Source organism: Nannocystis pusilla (assembly GCF_020073745.1).
Classification (GTDB): Bacteria; Myxococcota_A; Polyangia; order Nannocystales; family Nannocystaceae; genus Nannocystis; species Nannocystis radixulma.
Window position 1 is genome coordinate 951,922 of record NZ_JAIRAU010000001.1, and the last position, 19,639, is coordinate 971,560.

The 19,639-nt window shown below is 70.9% G+C and carries 19 protein-coding genes; 12 read left to right on the forward strand and 7 right to left on the reverse strand.

Features of this window, described 5'->3' with window-relative positions:
• The first annotated feature begins 38 nt into the window (after positions 1 to 38).
• The gene (locus K7C98_RS03735; RefSeq protein WP_224190106.1) at positions 39 to 404 is read left to right on the forward strand and encodes a hypothetical protein; all 366 of its coding nucleotides are present in this window, start codon (positions 39 to 41) and stop codon (positions 402 to 404) included.
• Positions 401 to 1,282 (forward strand): hypothetical protein, encoded by an 882-nt coding sequence (locus tag K7C98_RS03740; protein ID WP_224190107.1) that lies wholly within the window; start codon positions 401 to 403, stop codon positions 1,280 to 1,282. The genes K7C98_RS03735 and K7C98_RS03740 overlap by 4 nt, the downstream gene beginning before the upstream one ends.
• An 18-nt stretch (positions 1,283 to 1,300) precedes the next feature.
• On the opposite strand, the gene K7C98_RS03745 is transcribed toward K7C98_RS03740, so the two are convergent.
• Positions 1,301 to 2,365 (reverse strand): AI-2E family transporter, encoded by a 1,065-nt coding sequence (locus tag K7C98_RS03745; protein WP_224190108.1) that lies wholly within the window; start codon positions 2,363 to 2,365, stop codon positions 1,301 to 1,303.
• A gap of 325 nt (positions 2,366 to 2,690) precedes the next feature.
• The gene (locus K7C98_RS03750) at positions 2,691 to 4,181 is read right to left on the reverse strand and encodes a WS/DGAT/MGAT family O-acyltransferase (RefSeq protein WP_224190109.1); all 1,491 of its coding nucleotides are present in this window, start codon (positions 4,179 to 4,181) and stop codon (positions 2,691 to 2,693) included.
• Positions 4,182 to 4,507: 326 nt separating this feature from the next.
• Here K7C98_RS03750 and K7C98_RS03755 point away from each other — a divergent pair, with 326 nt between their 5' ends.
• On the forward strand, positions 4,508 to 5,062 hold the full coding sequence (locus K7C98_RS03755; RefSeq protein WP_224190110.1) for a hypothetical protein: 555 nt from the start codon (positions 4,508 to 4,510) through the stop codon (positions 5,060 to 5,062).
• A 107-nt stretch (positions 5,063 to 5,169) separates the two neighbouring features.
• On the opposite strand, the gene K7C98_RS03760 is transcribed toward K7C98_RS03755, so the two are convergent.
• The 3 genes from K7C98_RS03760 to K7C98_RS03770 are packed head-to-tail and all read right to left on the reverse strand — an operon-like array spanning position 5,170 to position 8,937.
• Positions 5,170 to 6,228 (reverse strand): hemin-degrading factor, encoded by a 1,059-nt coding sequence (locus K7C98_RS03760; RefSeq protein ID WP_224190111.1) that lies wholly within the window; start codon positions 6,226 to 6,228, stop codon positions 5,170 to 5,172.
• 40 nt (positions 6,229 to 6,268) lie between these two features.
• Positions 6,269 to 6,889, reverse strand: a complete 621-nt coding sequence (locus tag K7C98_RS03765; RefSeq protein WP_224190112.1) for an HmuY family protein — start codon at positions 6,887 to 6,889, stop codon at positions 6,269 to 6,271.
• Positions 6,886 to 8,937 (reverse strand): TonB-dependent receptor plug domain-containing protein, encoded by a 2,052-nt coding sequence (locus K7C98_RS03770; protein WP_224190113.1) that lies wholly within the window; start codon positions 8,935 to 8,937, stop codon positions 6,886 to 6,888. The genes K7C98_RS03765 and K7C98_RS03770 overlap by 4 nt, the downstream gene beginning before the upstream one ends.
• Before the next feature lie 34 nt (positions 8,938 to 8,971).
• On the opposite strand from K7C98_RS03770, the gene K7C98_RS03775 reads away from it, so the two are divergent.
• The 9 genes from K7C98_RS03775 to K7C98_RS03815 all read left to right on the forward strand — a co-directional run bounded on the left by K7C98_RS03775 (position 8,972) and on the right by K7C98_RS03815 (position 18,367).
• On the forward strand, positions 8,972 to 9,439 hold the full coding sequence (locus K7C98_RS03775) for a hypothetical protein (protein WP_224190114.1): 468 nt from the start codon (positions 8,972 to 8,974) through the stop codon (positions 9,437 to 9,439).
• 59 nt (positions 9,440 to 9,498) lie between these two features.
• Positions 9,499 to 10,497 carry an alpha/beta hydrolase gene (locus K7C98_RS03780; protein WP_224190115.1) on the forward strand — a complete coding sequence of 333 codons (999 nt, stop codon included), beginning with the start codon at positions 9,499 to 9,501 and terminating at the stop codon, positions 10,495 to 10,497.
• A 103-nt stretch (positions 10,498 to 10,600) separates the two neighbouring features.
• On the forward strand, positions 10,601 to 12,004 hold the full coding sequence (locus K7C98_RS03785; RefSeq protein WP_224190116.1) for a hypothetical protein: 1,404 nt from the start codon (positions 10,601 to 10,603) through the stop codon (positions 12,002 to 12,004).
• Complete coding sequence (locus tag K7C98_RS03790) at positions 12,001 to 12,780, forward strand: ATP-binding cassette domain-containing protein (RefSeq protein ID WP_224190117.1); 780 nt, start codon at positions 12,001 to 12,003, stop codon at positions 12,778 to 12,780. The genes K7C98_RS03785 and K7C98_RS03790 overlap by 4 nt, the downstream gene beginning before the upstream one ends.
• Positions 12,777 to 14,300, forward strand: a complete 1,524-nt coding sequence (locus K7C98_RS03795) for an ABC transporter permease/substrate-binding protein (RefSeq protein ID WP_224190118.1) — start codon at positions 12,777 to 12,779, stop codon at positions 14,298 to 14,300. The genes K7C98_RS03790 and K7C98_RS03795 overlap by 4 nt, the downstream gene beginning before the upstream one ends.
• Positions 14,301 to 14,513: 213 nt before the next feature.
• Positions 14,514 to 15,410: a hypothetical protein gene (locus tag K7C98_RS03800; protein ID WP_224190119.1), complete on the forward strand. Its 897-nt coding sequence runs from the start codon at positions 14,514 to 14,516 to the stop codon at positions 15,408 to 15,410.
• Between the two features lie 25 nt (positions 15,411 to 15,435).
• The gene (locus tag K7C98_RS03805; protein ID WP_224190120.1) at positions 15,436 to 16,356 is read left to right on the forward strand and encodes a hypothetical protein; all 921 of its coding nucleotides are present in this window, start codon (positions 15,436 to 15,438) and stop codon (positions 16,354 to 16,356) included.
• Between the two features lie 23 nt (positions 16,357 to 16,379).
• Positions 16,380 to 17,336 (forward strand): hypothetical protein, encoded by a 957-nt coding sequence (locus tag K7C98_RS03810; protein ID WP_224190121.1) that lies wholly within the window; start codon positions 16,380 to 16,382, stop codon positions 17,334 to 17,336.
• 38 nt (positions 17,337 to 17,374) lie between these two features.
• Positions 17,375 to 18,367: a ribulose phosphate epimerase gene (locus K7C98_RS03815; RefSeq protein WP_224190122.1), complete on the forward strand. Its 993-nt coding sequence runs from the start codon at positions 17,375 to 17,377 to the stop codon at positions 18,365 to 18,367.
• A 54-nt stretch (positions 18,368 to 18,421) separates the two neighbouring features.
• Here the strand turns inward: K7C98_RS03815 and K7C98_RS03820 are convergent, their stop codons facing one another.
• Both K7C98_RS03820 and K7C98_RS03825 read right to left on the reverse strand, forming a co-directional pair.
• Positions 18,422 to 18,919 (reverse strand): ester cyclase, encoded by a 498-nt coding sequence (locus K7C98_RS03820; RefSeq protein WP_224190123.1) that lies wholly within the window; start codon positions 18,917 to 18,919, stop codon positions 18,422 to 18,424.
• A gap of 132 nt (positions 18,920 to 19,051) precedes the next feature.
• Complete coding sequence (locus tag K7C98_RS03825; protein WP_224190124.1) at positions 19,052 to 19,561, reverse strand: OmpA family protein; 510 nt, start codon at positions 19,559 to 19,561, stop codon at positions 19,052 to 19,054.
• Between the last annotated feature and the right edge of the window lie 78 nt (positions 19,562 to 19,639).

Genomic DNA, 19,639 nt, shown 5'->3' on the forward strand with positions numbered 1-19,639 from the left:
GCGGCGCAGGAGGCAGCGCGATCGGTTACACGGCAGAGATGGTGTCCCGCAGCGCCGCACGGCCGAGGCCGGCCAGGTTCGCCTCCGGCGGAGTGGCCGCGGCCGTGCTCGTGGCGGCGGCGCTGGCGGGCGCGAACTCCGGCTGCATCACGGCGTTCGCCCCCAACATCCGCGCCGAGGAGCACCACGGGGCGATGACGTCGCAGTCGACCCGCGGCGCCTGTCTCAAGTGCCATGAGCTCGAGTCGCACATGGCGAAGCGCATGGTGGGGATGGACCCGGCGACGCTCGAGCGCCACATGGTCGAGATGAACAAGGTGATCCGCCCGCCGCTGGTCGCCGACTGGATGGCGAAGGACCGCCGCGGGTGCGTCGAGTGCCACGCGATCAAGGGGGGGCGGTGATCGCTCGCGCGGCCGCGGCGTGGCTGCTGCGCCCGCTGGCGGCGGCGCTGCTGCTCGCGCCGGCGCTGGCGCGCGCGCACCACGTGCCGGGCCACGGCGCGTCCGAGGGGGTGCGCACGATCAACAGCCTCAACGGCGCCGGCGGGCGGGCCAACACGCGCCTCCTGCTGATCAATGAATTCGTGTACACCGGCTTCGGCCTCAATCCGGGCACCATGGATTCGCTGTCGATCGTCGGCGAGTACGCGCCGCGGCCGTGGCTGTCGATGGCGTTGCAGGCGCCGCTGTTGATGTTCCGCGCCGCCGACACGAACGGCGAGACGCGGGTCGGCTACGGCGACACGCGGGTGCAGCTGCGGTTCACGCCGCACGCGAGCAAGCTGATCCACCGCGTCTTCACGGTCGGGCTCAACGGGTCGATCCCGACCCGCACGGTCCGCTTCACCGTCGACCCGGGGCCGATCGTGGCGATCGCGCCGTACGCCGTGTTCACGCGCACGTACATGACGTGGTACTGGCAGACGCTGGCGATCTCGGCGGTCGACATCCGCCGCGCCGGGGTGGCGCTCGACTTCGGCGTCAGCGGCCAGGTCGGCGCGCGCCTGGCCGGCGGCAAGGTCAACCTCGGCTTCGGCCTGCTGCTCGACACGCGCCTGGCGGCCTGGTGCGCGGCCCCGGAGGGCGGGCGCGAGTTCTGCCCGGGCAACCGCGCGGGCGAGCTGTTCCGCGAGATCGGGACGTTCCGCGCCACCGCCCTGACGGCGGTGGCCTACAACTTCCACCCCCGCGGCTCGCTGGTCGGCTCGATTCAATTGCCGTTCACGCCGATCCGCGACTACACGATCGGCTGGAGCCTCGGGCTGCAGATGTTCTTTTAGACATGTCCTTACGGACATTCATCGGCCGACTGCAGGGGCCGGGGCGTCGGCGGGGTGGCGAAAGGCTTCGAAGAGCGAGAGGGCGATCGCCAGCACCACCGGCCCGAGCACCAGGCCGATGAGCCCGAACACCTGCAGGCCGCCGAGCACCGCGAAGAAGATGAAGAGCTCGTGCAGCTTGGCCCGCTTGCCGACGAGCCGGGGCCGCAGGAAATTGTCGACCAAACTGATGACGAAGATGCCCCACAGCGCGAGCAGGATGGCCTTGATCCACGCGCCGGACACGACGAGGTAGATCGCGGCCGGGATCCACACCACGAACGCGCCGGCGAGCGGGATCAACGACAGGAAGATCATCGCCACGCCCCAGATGACGGCCGAGGGCACGCCGAGCACCGCGAAGGCCAGGCCGCCGAGGACGCCCTGCAGGGTGGCGATGACGAGCACGCCGTTGACGCTGGCGTCCACGACCTCGCCGATCCGTCGCAGGACCTCCCGGGTCTGCAGATCCTGCAGCGGGATCGCGCCCGCCAGGGCGTCGCGCACCGTCCGCCCGTCGCGGAACAGGTAGAACATGACGAACACGACGAACAGCGCCCGAACCACCAGGCCGAGCACGTCGCCGAGGACGCCGAGAGTCGTGTTGGCGAGCTGCAGGCCGAGCGCCTGCAGCTGTTCGCTGATCTGATGCCGGATCTGCTCGAGGTCGACGTGTTGGCCCAACCACCGCATCGTCGGCCCGGTGAGCTCGGACTCGGGGTCGAGGAGCTGACCGATGGCCGTCTGCAGCAGCCCGACCGTCGGCGTGATCTCGCGGACGACCGCCCAGGTCACGAGACCCATCGGCACGCCGATGGCGACGATCACGAACAGGGTCGTCAACCCCGCGCTCAGGTTGGGCCGGTTCGTGCGCGCGAGGAGCCGCCGATGCACGGGGTTGAAGGTGAGCGTCAAGACTCCCGCCCAGAGGAGCACGTCGACGAAGGGCCTCAGCATCAACCAACAGAGATAGAACGCGGCCACGACCGCAGCGGCCAGGATGAGTCTGCGAGCCTGTTCTCGACGATCCGTGTTCGTTTCCATGCGACACCAGGCATGGATCGGATCGCCTCGTGCGAGGGGCCGAGCCACCCCCGCGCCGGCAGGCGGCTGCTGCGCGAGCAGGTCAGCCGCTGTCGGACTGCGGGCGATGTCGCCGCGGGAGGCCGGGAGTCGTCCGCCCCGGGCTCGGACATCCCGGAGGAGCCGACGACGAGGCCGGTGAGGACGCGGAAGCGGCCCGATGGAAGGGTGCGCGGCTGTTTGCGAGGTCGAGCTCGCCACGGGCGGCGCCGATTCCCGTGAGGTCGCCGGGCGCGTCGCTCGCCGTTCGGTCTCCGACGGCTCCGTCACCGGCTTGCGTTCGTGCTCACCCGATGGTTCGCCTCGGGCCGCTCGTCGTCGACTTCGCGGACCGGCGAGCCTGGCCGTGAGCACGTCCGGCGGGGCGCCGCGGTGAATGCACCCGCCTCGGGTTCCGCGGGTTCGCAGCGGGGTCGGGGCGGACGGCAGCGATGAGCTCGGCGAGCGCGTGCTCGCAGTCGCGGAGGAGCTCGTGCGGATCGAGGCCGACGTCCGGGCAGGTCACCGCGGCGAGATGTACCGTCTCGCGGTAGCTCCAGAGCGTGAGGTTGAGCCCGAGCTGCTCGACCAGCGGTCCGCCGAGGTACAGGCGCTCGAGCGAGGCCCCGATGAGGTACCGGGTGTCCGTGGGCCCGCGGAGGTTGGAGATCACGAGGTTGACCGGCGGTCGCGGGAGACGGGGGAGCACGCGGCTCATGAGCAGACGAGCCAGCCATGGGTGAGCGTACTCGGTCCATTGCTCGAGCAAGCCGCCGATCTCGAGGTCGTGCGCGTGCTTGGCCGACTCCGTGAGCGCGTGGATCTCCCGCAGGCGGACCAGCGGATCGGCGAGATCCGTGCGCAGCGAGACGAGGAGGCTCGACACCTTGTTCCCCCCGAGCCGGGCGTCCTCCGGTCCACCCGTGGCCACCGGGATGCAGGCGAGCAAGGGCCGGCGATGGACCTCACCGCGGCGATCCAGACAGCGTCGCAGCCCGGCGGCGGCGATGCCGAGGACCACGTCGTTGAGCGTGCAACCAAGCGCGGCCTTGAGCGCCTTCACGTCGGCGAGCGGCAGGTCGACGGCGGCGAAGCTGCGTCGCGGCGTGAGCCGGGCGTTGAACGAGGCGCGCGGGGCCGTGAAGGGGAGCGAGAGCCCCTGACCCCGCGTGCGCTGAAGCAGGCGCACACCGGCGCGGGCGGTTTGCGCGACGAGGCGCGGCAGCCGGAGCAGGCCGCGCAGGCGATCGCGGAGCGCGTCGACGATCAACCGGCGAGCGCCCGGGATCGGCTCGGAGGCCGATGCCCTGGACGCCGGCGTGATGTCCGGCGCGTCGTATTCGCTGCTCATCACCCGCTCGAGCACCGTGGCCATGGCCGCGCCGTCGATGACCGCGTGGTGCACCTTGCAGATGAGCGCCACCCGGCCGCCTCGCAGGCCCTCGACGACGGTGATCTCCCAGAGCGGGTGCGCGCGATTCATGTGCGTCGAGAGGACCTCGCCGACCAGGGACTCGAGGGCCCGCTGGTCGCCCGGGGGGGCGAGGGTCGCCCGTCGCAGGTGACGCGAGAGGTCGAAGTCCGGATCGTCGATCCACACCGGGTGATGGAGGTTCCACGGGACCTCGACCATGCGCCGTCGGAGCCCCGGCACGAGGTGGCGCTCGAACAGGCCCCTCACGCGCTCGAAGGCGTAACCGCCGCGCATGTTCGACACGTCGACGAGCATGACGCTGACGGCGTGCATCGACACGGACGGAGACTCCATGTACAGGAAGCTGGCGTCGAGTCCGGTCATTCGCTGCATCGGATGCTCGTCCCCTCACGGCCGCAGGTGAAAGCGTGGCCGCGAACGCGGCGTCCGCCAGCGGGCGAGCGGTCATCTTGAGCCCTGCGCCGTCGCTCGGCCTGCAGCCGCGCGATTGCCTCGGTCTTTCGGGCCGGCGGCACCTCCGCCAGGATCTCGTCGACAACACCGGCTACGAGTTCAAAACGGGCAGTACGACTGGTTCGTGGTCGCGTTCGAGTAGGCGGGGCGGGGGCGGTCATGGGGACATGGGGCCGAGGCCGCGCCGCCCGGCGGATCGGGCGGCGCCTTCGCGGGCGACGTGCTATGGATCGCTCATGTTCTGGCGTCTGCTTGGATTTGCTTGTGCCGCTGCCGTCGGTCTCACCACGGCGACCACCGCGTGCGTTCATGCCTGCGACGAGATCGCCTGCGGCGGCGGCTTCGAATGGACCGGTCGCCCCGCCGGCGACGCGACCGTGACGGCGGGCAATTACGTGGTCTCCATCGCGCTCGAGGACGACAGCTTCACGGTCGAGTGCCAGGTCGGCGCGACCTACGAGGACAGCGAGTGCGGCGAACCGACCCACGTCAGCGGGACGATCGCGTGGCAGCTCGAGCTGAGCCTCGTGCAGGCGGACGACGGCGACTGGAACCCGAAGAGCCCGATCGGCGCGTTCTACCTGCGGGCCGCCGATACGTCCGGGAGCGAGGCCGACGGCAGCTACAGCGAGACGCGTGGGCCGAGGGAGGTGACGATCGCCATCACTCGCGACGGCGCGGCCGTGACCGAGGTCGACTACACCCTCGAGTATGTCCGCGACGACGATTACCGCGGTCACCGTTCCTGCGGCTTCTGCGACGAGACCGAGGCGCGGACCCACGAGTGGTAGCCGGCCGTCGCGTCGATGTCGTCGTCATGTCGTTGGACGAACTCGCCCGCGCGGATGATGCACGTCGGCGCGGGCGAATCGACTGAATGTTTCTCAGGATATGTCTCTCAGGACATGTCCTCGGAGGCACAGCCCAGCGTATTCAGCAGTTCGCGCCAGGCGGGCAGCTCGGGGCGGCCGGGTTTGCGCTCGCCGAACAGGAGGGCGATGTTGTCGCCGTGGGCGTCGAACAGCTCGAGCGAGGTGACGGTGCCGTCGTCGGTGGGCTTGTCGACGACGAAGGCGCTGGCGACGTGGTCGCGGCGCAGGTGGAGGTTGAAGCCCGGGTCGAGGACGTTGATCCACGGGCCCATCGGCACGATCTTGCGGACCGGGCCGGTGTGGATCTGCAGGCAGCCGGGGTTGCCGACGAAGATCATGATCGGCAGCTCGCTGGCGGCGGCGGCGTTGAGGACGGTGTCGATGCTGTCCCTGGCGACGGGGCGGACGAAGCCCGCGGGGGCGAGGCGCATCGCTTGCAGTCGCGAGACGCCGTGCTTGCGCAGCAGGCCGAAGAAATCGTGGGTGTCGCGCAGGCCGCGCCAACCGGCCTGAAACGCGGAAACGTCGAGCTCGGCGTCGGGGGTGTCGGCCTTTCGCGCGGGCCGCGGGGTCAGGGCGATGCCGGGGCGCTGATCCTCCGAGCGGAAGATGTCGACGAGCATGCGGTACTCGGCCAGCTCGGTCTTCTCCTTGGCGTAGATCTTGTGCACGGCGTCGCCGTGGGCGTCGAAGAAGTGCAGGCTCAGCTTGCCGTCCTCCTCGACGGCGAACCCGTGGGCCCACTTCGACAGGAAGATCCGCAGGTCGATCGGGCCGGTGCCGTGGACGAGGCAGTGCGGGCCGCTGATCTCCGGCTCGGGGTACTCGCCGATCTTCTCGTGCACGGCGCTCTCGTTGCGGGTCAGCGCCATGACCTCGCCGAGCAGCGGCAGGCGGCGCAAGATCGCCGGCCAGTCGTCGACGAGCCGGACCGTGGTGGCGCCGCATTCGGTGGCGCGGAGCTCGGCCTCGCTGACGCCGAGGCGGGTCGCGGCGTCGCGGATCCGCAGCTTCGGTTCGCTGGCGCGGAGGTCACGCCAGGATTGGGCGAGGGAGGGCGTCTGGGGCGAGGTGGCGGGGTGCATGGGCGATTTCGTCCGGGGCGTGGGGAAGCTTGGATCGGATTCACGAGGCGGGCAGGGCGGCCCAGTGGAAGCTGACGAAGCCGGGGGTGCCGGCGTCGTCGTAGAAGCCGAGCATCTCGAGCTTGTAGTGATTGCCTTCGGGGGTGCGGACGACGTACACGCGATCGGCCTTGGGCGACAGCGTGTGGTCCATGATGTTGTAGTCGAACCAGTTGTCGAAGGCGTAGCCGGGCTCGACGTTGGCCATCTCGCCGCCCATGCCGGGGGCGCTGGCGTCGTCGCTGATCCAGCCGCCCTGCGGGACGGCGGTGACGGCGTCGAAGCTGGTGCCGTCGAGGATCGCGACCTCGACGCCGCCCTTGCCGCTGGTGCCGCCGTTCGACTTGACGTTGAAGCGCAGCGCGGCGAGGTCCCACACCGCGTCGTCGGTCGGGTCGGCGGGCTCGACGTGGCGCTTCGACTCGAAGTCGAAGTACGTCCATTCGTCCTCGCTGGTCGCCTCGACGATCGTCTCGTAGCTGCCGTCGCCGAGGTCCTCGGTGACGACGGGGCCGTCCTGCGGCAGCTCGTCGCCGCCCGTGGTGTCGGACGGCGAATCGGTGGTGCAGGCGGGCAGGGTGGCGGCGAGCGACAGCGAGAGGAGCAGCAAATGGCGGGTCATGGCTTGCGTGTCCTTTTGGGCAGGTCGGAGCGGATCCGGGCCGAGATCCCGCCGTAGAACAGGCGGGGTACGAGCGGGAGATAGGCGGCGTCGCCGGCGTTCAGCAGGTTGTCGACGCCGAGGAAGAAGGTCATGCGGCCGCCGAGGATCTCCTGGCCGACGCGCAGGTCGACGTTGGCGTAGGGGGCGATGCGCAGCGGCTCCTCGACGCCGTCGCCGTCGTTGTCGGCGTAGAAGAACTGCTTGCCGAACACGGCGGCCCGCAGCTGGGCGGAGGTGCCGGAGCGCGGGTGCTTCCAGCGCACGCGCGCGCTCGAGTGGTGCATCGGCCGCCCGGGCAGGCGCCGCTTGAGCTCGAGGTCCCGGGCGTCGGTGAAGGTGTAGCTGACCTCGGCGTCGACGACGTCGGTGAACTTGAGCGCGAGCGCGGCCTCGACGCCCTGGCTGCGGGCGGCGCCGACGTTGATGTACTGGAAGGCGTTGTCTGACCCGAGAGTCAGGGTGTTGGCGTCGAGGGCGATGAGGTCCTTGAGGCGGTGGTGGAAGTAATCGACGGTCAGGGTGCGGCCGGGGGAGAGCCGCCAGGCGACGCCGGCGGTGGCGCTGCGGGCGGTCTCGGCCTTGAGGTCGGGGTTGCCGGTGACGCGATAGCCGGCGGCCGGGTTGGCGAAGGCGAGGTAGAGCTCGCGGAAGGCCGGGGCGCGGAAGCCGAGGCCGGCGCTGGCGCGCAAGGTGAGGGCCTCGGCGGGGTCGATGCGCACGGCCAGGCGCGGCGAGCCGTAGCCGCCGAACTGCGAGTCGAGGTCGAGGCGCGCGCCGGGGACGACGACGACGAGCGGCTTCAGGGCGACCTTCCACTCGTCCTGGGCGTAGAGGGCGAAGCGCTGGCGGTCGCTGGCGGCGGTGGCGAGGCGCGGGGTCGAGAGGTGCTCGAGCTGGGTCTCGATGCCGGCGCTGAAGAGGTGCCGGCCGGCGATCATGTGGTCGTACTGGGCGCCGAACTGGCCGAGGGTGTCCTTGGTGTGCTGGCGCTGGTCGAGGGCGTCGGACTTGCGCTGGTCGAGGACGTAGTTGTCGTCGAAGTGGGCCAGGTGGGCGACGAGCTTGAGCCGCGCGGGCGCGTCCCAGGTGATCTCCGGCATCAGGGTGACGGATGTCGTTTGGGTCAGGTTGTTGCGATCGAAGACGGCGCCGGCGGCGTTGCTGTCGATGCCGTGGAGGTCGCGCCGCTGGTAGTCGGCCATGAGGCCGATCGTGACGTCGCGGCGCACCCGCACGTCGGTGCGCTGCGAGGCGTTGATCGAGTGACCGGCGCTGCCGGTGGTCGAGGGGGTGCTGCGGTCGCGGTCGAAGCCGGCGGTGTAGTGCCAGCCGGCGCTCCAGCGGGTGCTCCAGCGGCCCCGCGCGCCGCCGATGGTGGTGCTGAGGTCGGAGGTGTGAAAGCTGCCGTAGCGGGCCCGCGCGTCGAGCTCGAACTTCCGCGCGGCCCGACGCGTGATGATGTTGATGACGCCGGCGATCGCGTCGGCGCCGTACAGCGAGCTGCCGGGGCCCTTGACGATCTCGACCTGGGCGATGTCCTCGGCCGGAAATCGCGAGAGGTCGATGACGCCGCCGACCCTGCCGGTGGCCCGCTGGCCGTCGACGAGGATCAGGACGTACTTCGAGTCGAGGCCCTGCATCTGGACGCCGACGCCGCCGGCGCCGGCGAAGCTGCGGAGGATCTGCAGGCCGGGCTGCTCCTCGAGCACGCCCGCGAGGGTCTCGGCGCCCGAGGCCTCGATCGCGGCCCGGTCGACGACCCGCGTCGAGACGGCGACGTCGCCGATGGCCTGCTCGGTCCGCGCCGAGGTGACGACCACCGTCTTGCTCTCCTTCGGCGGACGCACGACGACCCTCGCCGCGCGCGGCGGAGCACCCTGGGCAGTGGTCGCGGTCAGCAGCATGAGGAGGACGAGCAGCGCCGATGGATATTGAAAACTGATTTCAAATTGATCGGCGGCGACGCCGAGGGCGTCAAGGGCGCGCGCCGTGATGTTTCTCAGCATTGAAAATCAAAATCATTTGGCGGAGAAGTTGGCGATGTCGGGAGCGCCGACGGAGCACGGGGCGGGCTGGGAGCGGTGGTTCGTGGCCGGGCTTGCGTCGCTGCTGGTGGTGGTGCCACCGATCGTACGCGAGCTGTACCCGTTCTCGCTGCCTTCGATGTTCTCGCGGGCGATCGCTCGTCTTGCCCACTACGAGGCGCGAGATCCGCGCGGGGCGCCGGTGCCGCTCGAGCGGCTGCGACTGCACGTGCCGGAGTGGCACGACCCGCCCGTCCAGACGCTCGGGCGCGACGGCTACGGCCGCCGTCGACCGGCCAGCGCGCACGTGCTCGGCGAGGTGGCGAGCGCGGCGGAGGTGCGGCGCGCGGTCCGCTGGGCGCTGCGCCGCGACCCGACGCTGCCCGCCGCGGTGACGGTGACGCAGACGGTGATGGGCCGCGGCGACGACGGTGCGCTGACGGTGCAGTCGCGGGCGGAGTGGACGATCACGCGCGAGGAGTGACGGGTCGCGTTGACGCGCGCGCGGGTCGGGTTCAGGACTTCGCGTCGATGGCAGCAGGTGTGCGAACAAGGCTGATCGGTTGGGCGCTGGTGGCCGGGGCGTGCGACGCGAAGGGCGAGGACTGTCCGGGGGCGAGCGCGTCGCCGATCGTGCTCGAGACGGCCACGGGCGACCTCGACGGGACGCTGCAGCTGCCGGCGGGCTGCGGGCCCTTCGCGGTCGTGCTGATCCACGCGGGCTCGGGGCCGACCGATCGCGACGGGAACAGCCCGCTGCTGCCGGGGGCCAATGATTCGTTGAAGCAGGTCGCCGCGGGGCTGGCCGAGCGCGGCGTTGCGAGCGTGCGCTTCGACAAGCGCGGAGTGGGGGCGAGCCAGACCCCGGTGTCGGAGGAGGGGCTGCGGTTCGAGATGCTCGTCGACGATGCAGCCGCGTGGGTGGAGAAGCTCGCCGCCGACGAGCGCTTCACGGGCGTGACGATCGCCGGGCACAGCGAGGGCTCGCTGATCGGGATGCTGGCGGCGAAGCAGAGCCCGGCGGCGGCGTTCGTGGCGATCGCCGGGCTGGGCCGGCCCGCGGGCGAGGTCATCCGCGAGCAGCTAAGCGCGCAGCTGTCCGCGGTGCTGTTCGCCGAGGCCGATGCGATCCTCGACGCGCTCGAGGCCGGCGTCGAGGTCGACGAGGTGTCGCCCGCGCTCTACGAGGCGTTCCGGCCCAGCGTGCAGCCGTATCTCATCTCGTATCTCAAGTACGATCCGTCGGTCGAGGTGGCGTCGCTGGCGATCCCGACGGCGATCGTTCAGGGCACGACCGACATTCAGACGAGCGTCAAGGACGCAAAGTTGCTGGCGGCGGCGGCTCCGGACGCGCAGTTGACGATCATCGAGGGGATGAACCACGTGCTCAAGGCGGCGACGCTCGAGCCGGCGTCGCAGTGGGCGGCGTACACCGACCCGAGCTTGCCGGTGGTCCCGGCGCTGTTCGACGCGCTCGTCGCGGGCGTGGCGGGGGCGCCGTCGCGGGCGCGCTGCGGCGGCGAACAGACGGGCGAATGCTGACAGCGCGGCGGACGGGCGCCGGTGCGGTCGATCGCTACAGTCGTGCGGCTCTGAACGCACGGCCAGTGGACGGGGACGCGCGGGGTCGCTACGACGAACGCTCATGCCGGGCGCGCGCGTGCTCAGCTTGCGGGGCCTCGCGGTCGCCCGCCACGCGGTCCGCTTCAGCTTCGTGTTCGCGGAGCTCGAGTTCGCGAGCACGTACTGGTACGCGGACGTCGACCTCCACGCGCTGGCGGCGAGTCACTCGGAGGAGTCGCTGCGCCGCTTGCTGTTCCACGTGGCGGCGTTCGAGGCGGCCAAGCTGTGCAGCCTGCGGCCGGACCGGCTCGAGCTCGGGGCGTACGCTCGCTTCTGGACGCCGGCATTGTCGAGGTTGTGGCGGGTGTTCTTCCGCGAGGTGTGGGCGCAGTGGCGCTACGAGAACGACGACCCGGCGTACTTCGGGCCGGAGGTCGCGGGGGGTGCGACGGAGGACGGCGAGCCGCTGGTGGCGGGGGTGGAGGCGCCGGTGGACACGCTGCTGTTCTGCGGCGGCGGCAAGGACAGCCTGGTGGCGATGCGGCTGCTCGAGCGGGCGGGCGTGAGCTACGACAGCCTCGGCTACTCGTCGTCGATCTACGGGCCGGCGGCGGTCCAGCACGCGCTGCTCGACGGCCTGGTGGCCCGCTGTCGGCCGCGCCGACACTTCCGCCAGTGGATCCTCGAGGACTTCCTCGATTCGCCGGTGCTGCGGCTCCACCCCGAGCTCGCGGTCGGCACGCTGTGCGCGGCCGAGACGCCGACTTCGATCTTCGCGGCGCTGCCGATCGCGCTGCAGCACGGGCATCGGGCGATCTCTCTCGGACACGAGCGCAGCGCGGACCACGGGCAGCTTTATTGGGAGCGCACGGGGGAGGAGATCAATCATCAATGGGGCAAGTCGGCGGCGGCGGAGTCGCTGCTGAATGCGTATATCCGGCGGCACCTGCTGCGCGGGTTCTCGTACCACAGCGTGCTGAAGCCGATCGACGATCTGGTGATCTTCGGGCTGCTGCGCGGCGACGCGGACGACGTGGCGTTCACGCACTCGTGCAACCTGCGCAAGCCGTGGTGTCTGCGCTGCCCGAAGTGCCTGTACGTGTGGCTGGGCTGCGCGGCGTTCTTGCCGCGCGAGGTGGTGCGGCGGACGTTCGGCGACGACTCGCTGCTGGCAAACCCGCGGCTGGCGGCCGAGTTTGCGGCGCTGCGGGCGACGGAGGGGCGGCAGCCGTTCGAGTGCATCGGCGGGCCGGAGGAGGCGACGATCTTGCTGGCGGCGTGTGCGGCTCGCGGGCTGCGCGGGCCGGCCAACGCGAGGCTGCCGGACGCGGCGGAGCTGCTCGCGCTGGTCGAGCGCCACGTCGACGTCGACCTCGAGCACTCCGCGATTCCTTGCGAGATCCGCGAGCGCATCGGGCCGAGGTTGGTGGCCGGGGCCCGCGAGGCGAGGACCTACCTGGCGAACGTGCTGCGGAGAGCGGCGTGACCGCGCGGTCGATGATCGCGCTCGAGCGGGTGCGCAAGGTCCACGGCGAGGTGGTGGCGATCGACGAGGTGTCGCTCGCGGTGGCGGAGGGCGAGCTGCTGGTGCTGCTCGGCGGGTCGGGGTCGGGCAAGACGACGGCGCTCAAGACGATCAATCGACTGGTGGAGCCGACGTCGGGGCGGGTGTCGCTGGCGGGCGAGGACGTGCGCTCGATGCCGGCGCCGCTGCTGCGCCGCCGGGTGGGCTACGTGTTCCAGCGCCTGGGGCTGTTCCCGCACATGACGGTGGCGGAGAACATCGGGGTGACGCCGGCGCTGCTGGGCTGGCCGAGGGCGCGGATCGAGGCGCGGGTGGACGAGCTGCTCGAGCTGGTCGAGCTCGAGCCGGCGAGCTTCCGCGGGCGCTCGCCGGCGGCGCTGTCGGGCGGGCAGGCCCAGCGGGTGGCGGTGGCGCGGGCGCTGGCGGCCGAGCCGCGGGTGATGCTGCTCGACGAGCCGTTCGGCGCGCTCGACTCGCGCACGCGCGCGCGCCTGCAGGCGGCGCTGGCGAAGATCCACCGCCGACTCGGATTGACGATCGTGTTCGTGACGCACGACGTGGTCGAGGCGTTGCTGCTCGGCGACCGGATCGCGGTGATGCGCGCGGGGCGAATCATTCAGGTCGGCCGCGGACGTGAATTGGCGCAGGCGCCGGCGGATGACGAGGTGCGGGCGCTCTTGACGGAGCCGCTCGAGCAGGCCGCGGCCGCGCGCGCGCGCCTGGCGGAGGGGCCGTGAACGAGCTGCTGGCGGCGTTGCCGACGTACCTGGCGGCGCACCTGCAGCTCAGCCTGGCGGCGCTGGCGGGCGGGGTGGTCGTCAGCGTGCCGCTCGGGGTGCTGGCGACGCGCCGGCCGCGAGCGGGGCGGCCATTGTTGGCAGTCGCGAGCGCGCTGCAGACGGTGCCGAGCCTGGCGCTGCTGGCATTCATGGTGCCGGCATTGGCGGCAGTCGGGGCGCCGAGCATCGGCTGGTTGCCGGCGGTGCTCGGGCTGTTCGTGTACAGCTTGCTGCCGATCTTGCACAATACGACGGTGGGGCTCTCGACGATCGATCCGGCGATCCTCGAGGCGGCCGACGGGGTGGGCATGGACGCGCGGGAGCGCCTGCGCCGGGTCGAGCTGCCGCTGGCGCTGCCGCTGATCATCGCGGGGATCCGCACCGCGGCGGTGTGGACGGTCGGGACGGCGACGCTGGCGACGCCGGTCGGGGCGAAGAGCCTGGGGTACTTCATCTTCGGCGGGCTGCAGACGCGCAACTACGCGGCGATCCTGGTCGGCTGCGCGGCCGCGGCGGCGCTGGCGCTGCTGCTCGACGGGCTGGTGCACCTGCTCGAGCTCGGGGCGCGGCGGCGCCGGCGAGGACTGGTGGTCGCGGGGTTGGTGGGACTCGTGGGGCTGGCGATCGCGGCGTCGCTCCCGACGCTGCGACAGGCGGCGCGCGGCGGGCCGCGGCCGCTGGTGGTCGGGGCCAAGCCGTTCACCGAGCAGTACGTGCTGAGCCGGATCGTCGCCGGGGTGCTGGAGCGCGCGACGGGGCTGCCGGCGACGACGCTCGATTCGCTGGGGTCGACGGTGGTGTTCGACGGGCTGCGCAGCGGGGAGATCGACGCGTACGTCGATTACGTGGGGACGCTGCGGGCGGTGATCCTCGGGCGCACCGACGTGCCCCGCGACCGCGCGGCGGCGACCCGCGAGGTGCGTGAGGCGCTGGCGCGCGAGGGGATCGCGGTGGCGGCCGAGCTCGGGTTCGAGAACACGTACGTGGTGGCGCTGCCGCGCGCGCAGGCGGAGGCGCTGGGGCTCGAGCAGATCGGCGATCTCGCACGGCACGCCCCGGGGTGGACGGTCGGCGGCGACTACGAATTGTTCCACCGCCCGGAGTGGCAGGCGGTCGTGGCGACGTACGGGCTGCGGTTCGCCAGCGAGCGCAGCATGGACCCGTCGCTGCTGTTCGAGGCGACCCGCTCCGGCGAGGTGCAGGTGATCCTGGGCTACTCGACCGACGGCCGCCTCGACGCGTACGAGCTGGTGCCGCTCGTCGACGACCGCGCGGCGCTGCCGCCGTACGACGCGCTGGTGCTGGCGGGGCCGCGCCTCGTGCACGAATATCCTGCGGCGCTGCAGGCGTTGCAGGCGCTGGCCGGGCGCATCGATGCGGCGCAGATGCGGAGGCTCAACGCGGCGGTCGATCGCGACGGGCTGGCGCCTGCGGCGGTCGCCGCGGGGTTCTTGCGGGAGCTGGACGCGCGGCCCTGAGCGCGGCGGGCTCGTAAGATGGCCTTTGAGACATGTTGTTTATGTCGTGAAAACGTCGGCTTAAGGCGCGGTTCCGCGCGATAGTCTGGTAAAACTAACCTGTGTTTTATTTCCTTAACGGCCGTTGCTGTGGAGGATCATCATGTATGTTGGTTTTGAGGCGCGCGGCGGGCGGGCCAGCGGTTCTGCGCTTTCATGCAGGTTCTTCGGGACATGTCCGGACGATCAGGGCGCTTGCTGGCGCTCGCGTGGCTCGGCGGGTGCGCCGGGCCGGACGATCTCGGAGGGGGCGGGAGCGCGGCGACGACGACGACGGGAGCAGGCAGCACCACGGGGGGGTCGGCGACGGCGGGCGGAGCGGTCGATGAGCCGACCACGAGCGGGAGCACCAGCAGCGGCGGTACGACCGGCTCGGTGTTCATCGAGCTGCCGGATGCCGGCGACAAGGAGCGATGCGACCAGTGGGTGCAAGACTGTCCCGAAGGCCAGAAGTGCAACGCGTACGCGGGTGACGGCCAAAACCACTGGGAGAGCCTCAAGTGCGTCGACGTCGTCCGCGATCCCGACGGGTTGTACGAGCCGTGCGAGGTGTTCGGCTCGGCGGCGAGCGGCGAGGATAGCTGCGACGTCGGGATGATCTGCTGGGGCGTGGACGACGGGATCGGCACGTGCATCGGCTTCTGCATCGGCAGCCCGGACGCGCCGGACTGCGCCGATCCGGGGGCTGGCTGCGTCGAGACGGCCAGCGGGATCATCACGCTGTGCCTGCGGATGTGCAACCCGCTGCTGCAGGACTGCCAGCCGGGCGATGTCTGCGTTCCCAACCCGGACGAGCCGAAGGACTTTTTGTGCGCCCTCGACGCCAGCGGGGACGAGGGGCAGGTGTTCGACCCGTGCGAGTATGCCAACGCGTGCGACCCGGGGCTGTATTGTTTGGAGTCGGAGCTGGCGAGCGAGTGCGACCCGCGGATCGCGGGCTGTTGCTCGCCGTTCTGCGACACCTCGCTGGCGAACACGTGCCCGGGGCAGGGGCAGGAGTGTTTGCCGTGGTACGAGGACGGCGAGGCGCTGCAGGGGTTCGAGGACGTCGGGGTGTGCGGGCTGCCGTAGGGGATGAATGAAGGGACATGCTCACATGAACAGGACATTCGTCTTCTTGCTCCCGCTCGTGCTCGTGGGCTGCGTGCTGCGGCAGCCGGGGGGCTCCACGGGCGGGGAGACCGACGGGGGGACGACGAGCGGCGGCGAGGCTTCGGCGAGCGGCGGTGGGCCGGGGACGACGACGGCAGCGCCCGGGCCGACGACGACGGGTGGGATCGACGCGACGTCGGCGGTCACCGGGAGCGAGACGAGCTCGTTGTTCATCGTGCCGCCGGACGGCGGTCATGGGACTCCGCACTGCGACCAGTGGGTGCAGGACTGTCCGCCGGGACAGAAGTGCATGCCGTACTCGGGCGACGGCGACTATTCGTGGGAGAGCCTGAAGTGCGTCGACGTGGTGCCGGAGCCTGACGGCCTTTATGAGCCGTGCGAGGTGTTCGGTTCGGGGGTCAGCGGCGAGGACAGCTGCGACGTGGGGCTGATGTGCTGGGACTTCATCGACGGCGTGGGCCATTGCGTGGGCATGTGCATCGGCAGCCCGGACGCGCCGGACTGTGCCGATCCGGGGGCGGACTGCCATATCGGCGGCGACGGCGTGTTGACGCTGTGCTTGCCGATGTGTAGCCCTTTGTTGCAGGATTGCTTCGGTGACCAACTGTGCATCCCCAATCCGCAGGACCCAAACCGGTTCTTGTGCGTCCTCGATGCCAGCGGGGAGGAGGGGCAGGTGTTCGATCCGTGCGAGTACGCCAATTCGTGCGACGAGGGCCTGTATTGCCGGAGCCCCGAGGTGGCGGCCGAGTGCGATCCGCGGGCCTCTGGCTGCTGCGTGCCGTTCTGCGACACCTCCTTGGCGAACACGTGCCCGGGGCAGGGGCAGGAGTGTTTGCCGTGGTACGAGGACGGCGTGGCGCCGCCCGGGTTCGAGAACGTCGGGAGCTGCGGGTTGCCATGACTTGTTTGAAGGGACATGTCCTCATGAACATTTCATCTCACCGCCTGCTCCCGCTGGTCCTGCTCGCCGCGTGCGTGTTGCGGCGGCCGGGGGATGTCGCGGACAGCGAGGGGGACGGGACGTCGAGCGCGGTCGGTGGCTGGACGGCCGCGACGTCGTCGTCGTCGGAGCCGGAGGTGTCCGGGCCGGGGCTCACCACGGCGGGGGAATTGACCACGGGGCCGGGGTCCAGCGCCACGACCTCGGGCGTGGACGCGTCCACGAGCGGCGGTGAGACGACGGGGTCGTTCATCGTGATCCCGGACGGCGGCGGCTGCGTCAAGGAGTGCGACCCCTGGGTGCAGGACTGTCCGTCGGGACAGAAGTGCATGCCGTACTCGGGCGACGGCGACTTCTCGTGGGAGAGCCTGAAGTGCGTCGAGGTCGTGTCGGAGCCCGACGGGCTGTATGAGCAGTGCACGGTGGTCGGCTCCGGCGTGAGCGGCGAGGACAGCTGCGATGTGGGGATGATTTGCTGGGACGTCGTCGACGGCGTGGGGGGGTGCGTGGGACAATGCACCGGCAGCCCCGACGCGCCCGGCTGCGTCGATCCGCTGGCGTCCTGCCACGTCGCGGGTGACGGCGTGCTGACGCTGTGCTTGCCGATGTGCAGCCCGCTGCTGCAGGACTGCCCCGGCGGCGATGACTGCGTTCCCAATCCGCAGGACTCGAGCAGATTCCTGTGTGTCTTCGAGGGGGAGGAGCAGGGGCAGGTGTTCGATCCGTGCCAGTTCGTCGACGAGTGCGCCAAGGGCTTGTTTTGTCAGAGCCCCGGGAGCGCGGTCGAGTGCGATCTGCAGGCTTCAGGCTGCTGCCTGCCGTTCTGCGACACCTCGCTGGCGAACGCGTGCCCGGGGCAGGGGCAGGAGTGTTTGCCGTGGTACGAGGACGGCGAGGCGCCGCCCGGGTTCGAGAACGTCGGGACGTGCGGGCTGCCGTGATGACGTCGGGCCATGCTTTCAACCATGACTTTTCGGACATGTTCTCTCAGACACAGAAGGTGATACCCGCCATGTCGATCCGTCTGCTCCCGCTCCTCCTCCTCGCCGGTTGCGCGCTGCGCGAGCCGGGTGACTTTCAGGCCAGCGCCACCGACGACGCGACCACGTCAGCCGGGCCGCCCGGGACGAGCGCGGAGCCGGAGACGACGAGCGGTGGGGGGACCTACCCGGGCACGTTCACCGCGACGACGCCGGCGGAGCCGACGACGGGCGTGGGGCCGACGAGCGGTGTGCCCGACCCGACGGCGACGGGCAGCGACACGACGTCGCTGTTCATCGTCGAGGGGGACCAAGGCGGCATCAAGGAGTGCGACCTGTGGACCGAGGACTGTCCCGAGGGACATAAATGCATGCCGTACGCCAACGATGGCGGCAGCGCGTGGAACGCCACCAAGTGCGTGCAGATCGTGCCCGACCCCGATCAGTTCGGCGAGCCGTGCCAGGCGATCGGCTCGGGCGTGAGCGGCGAGGACACGTGCGACAAGCACCTGATGTGCTGGGACATCGACCTGGACACGCTGCAGGGAACGTGCACTGCCATGTGCGTCGGCTCGCCCGAGGCGCCGGCGTGCGAGCCCCCCAACACCACCTGCGCGCTGTCCGGCGATGGAGTGCTGATCCTGTGCATCCCGAACTGCGATCCGCTGCTGCAGGACTGCCCCGAGGGCGACACGTGCATCTCCAGCCCGAACACGGGCGAATTCGTCTGCGTCCTCGACGCCAGCGGCGAGGCGGGCCAGGTGTTCGACCCGTGCGAGTACGTCAACGCGTGCGACCCGGGGCTCATCTGCGCGGACGCGACGCTGGCCGACGAGTGCGACCCGCAGGTGATCGGCTGCTGCCTGCCGTTCTGCGACACCTCGCTGGCGAACACTTGCCCGGGGCAAGGGCTGGAGTGCATCCCGTGGTTCGAGGAAGGGGCGGCGCCGCCCGGGCTCGAGAACGTGGGGCTCTGCATGTTGCCGCAGTGACTACAGATGTCCCGAGGGACATCTGTCGCACGACGTCGTGTGCGCGGCCGCCGGTCACATCGGGCCGGGCTGGGCCAGCCGCTGGGCCAGCTCGTGGGCGCTGCGCTCGACCCAGTTGTGCGCCAGCTTGCCGTCCCGCACCTCCCACACGGCGATGCCGGTGAACTCGATCGGCCGGTCGTCGGCAGGCGTGTTCAGGATGCCCTGATTGAAGCCGGTGACGACCCAGCGCGAGACGACGCGGGTGCCGTCGGCGCTGCTGAACATGTCGCGGCTCGTCAGCCGGAGGTCACGGATCTTCGCGCTGAACGAGCGCACCCAATTTTTAAAGGCGGCGCGCCCGACGACGTCCGTACCGGCGGTGGTGAGGATGAAGTCCTCGGTGCACAGGCGATCGATGGTGTCGAGGTCCTGCGGCGGGTTGTACACCCTGGCCCAGAACTCGGTGAGCAGCCGGATCCCGGGCGATTCATGCGAAGCGTCGCCGGCCCGGTCGCAGGCGCCGGCGGCGACGGGGAGGAGGAGGGTGGTCAGGACGTCTCTTCGGTGCATGGGCTGCGCCCGAACGCCTGTGCCGACCTGCGTGTTCCCGCGCCGGGCAGGAAGTTCCGCGTCGGCGTCGGCGGCGCGAGGGGCGCCGTGGGGGCCGTCGACTCGGATGTTTAAAAGGACATGTCCTGAGAGTCACTTCGGCGGCGCCGGGGAGGGGGCGGGCTCGGGGTCCTCGCCCTCGATGACGATCGGGCCGGTGAAGCGCGACTTCAGCGGGGTGCCGTCGGGGTAGTAGAAGAAGAACTCGACGCGGCGGTTGGCGGCGCGGCCTTCCTCGGTGTTGTTGTCGCCGGTCGGTTCGGCCTGACCGCGCGAGCCGATGTGGACGCGGGTGGGGTCGACCTTGCCCGCCGCCTTGAGGAGGATCGCCTCGCGCATCTCGCGGGCGCGCTGGAGGCCGAGCTCCATGTTCTGGTCGACCTTGCCGCGCGAGTCGGTGCGGCCGATCAAGAGGACGTGCAGCGCGGGGTTCTTCTCCAGCTCCTGCGCGGCCTGCTGGACGACGGGGCGGTCGTCGAAGGTGAGGATGTTCGAGCCGGCGGCGAAGAAGGCGGGCGGTACCTCGGGCGGCGGCGAGGCAGCGCCACCTGTCTGCTTGCACGCGACGAGGAGCAGGACGAGCGCGAGGGCGGCACGGACCATGCGCGCGAGGGTAACACCGCGGCCCGGGGCCGCGGTCGCAGCGAGGGTGCGCTTCCGCGCGACGCTGCGAAGCGCGCA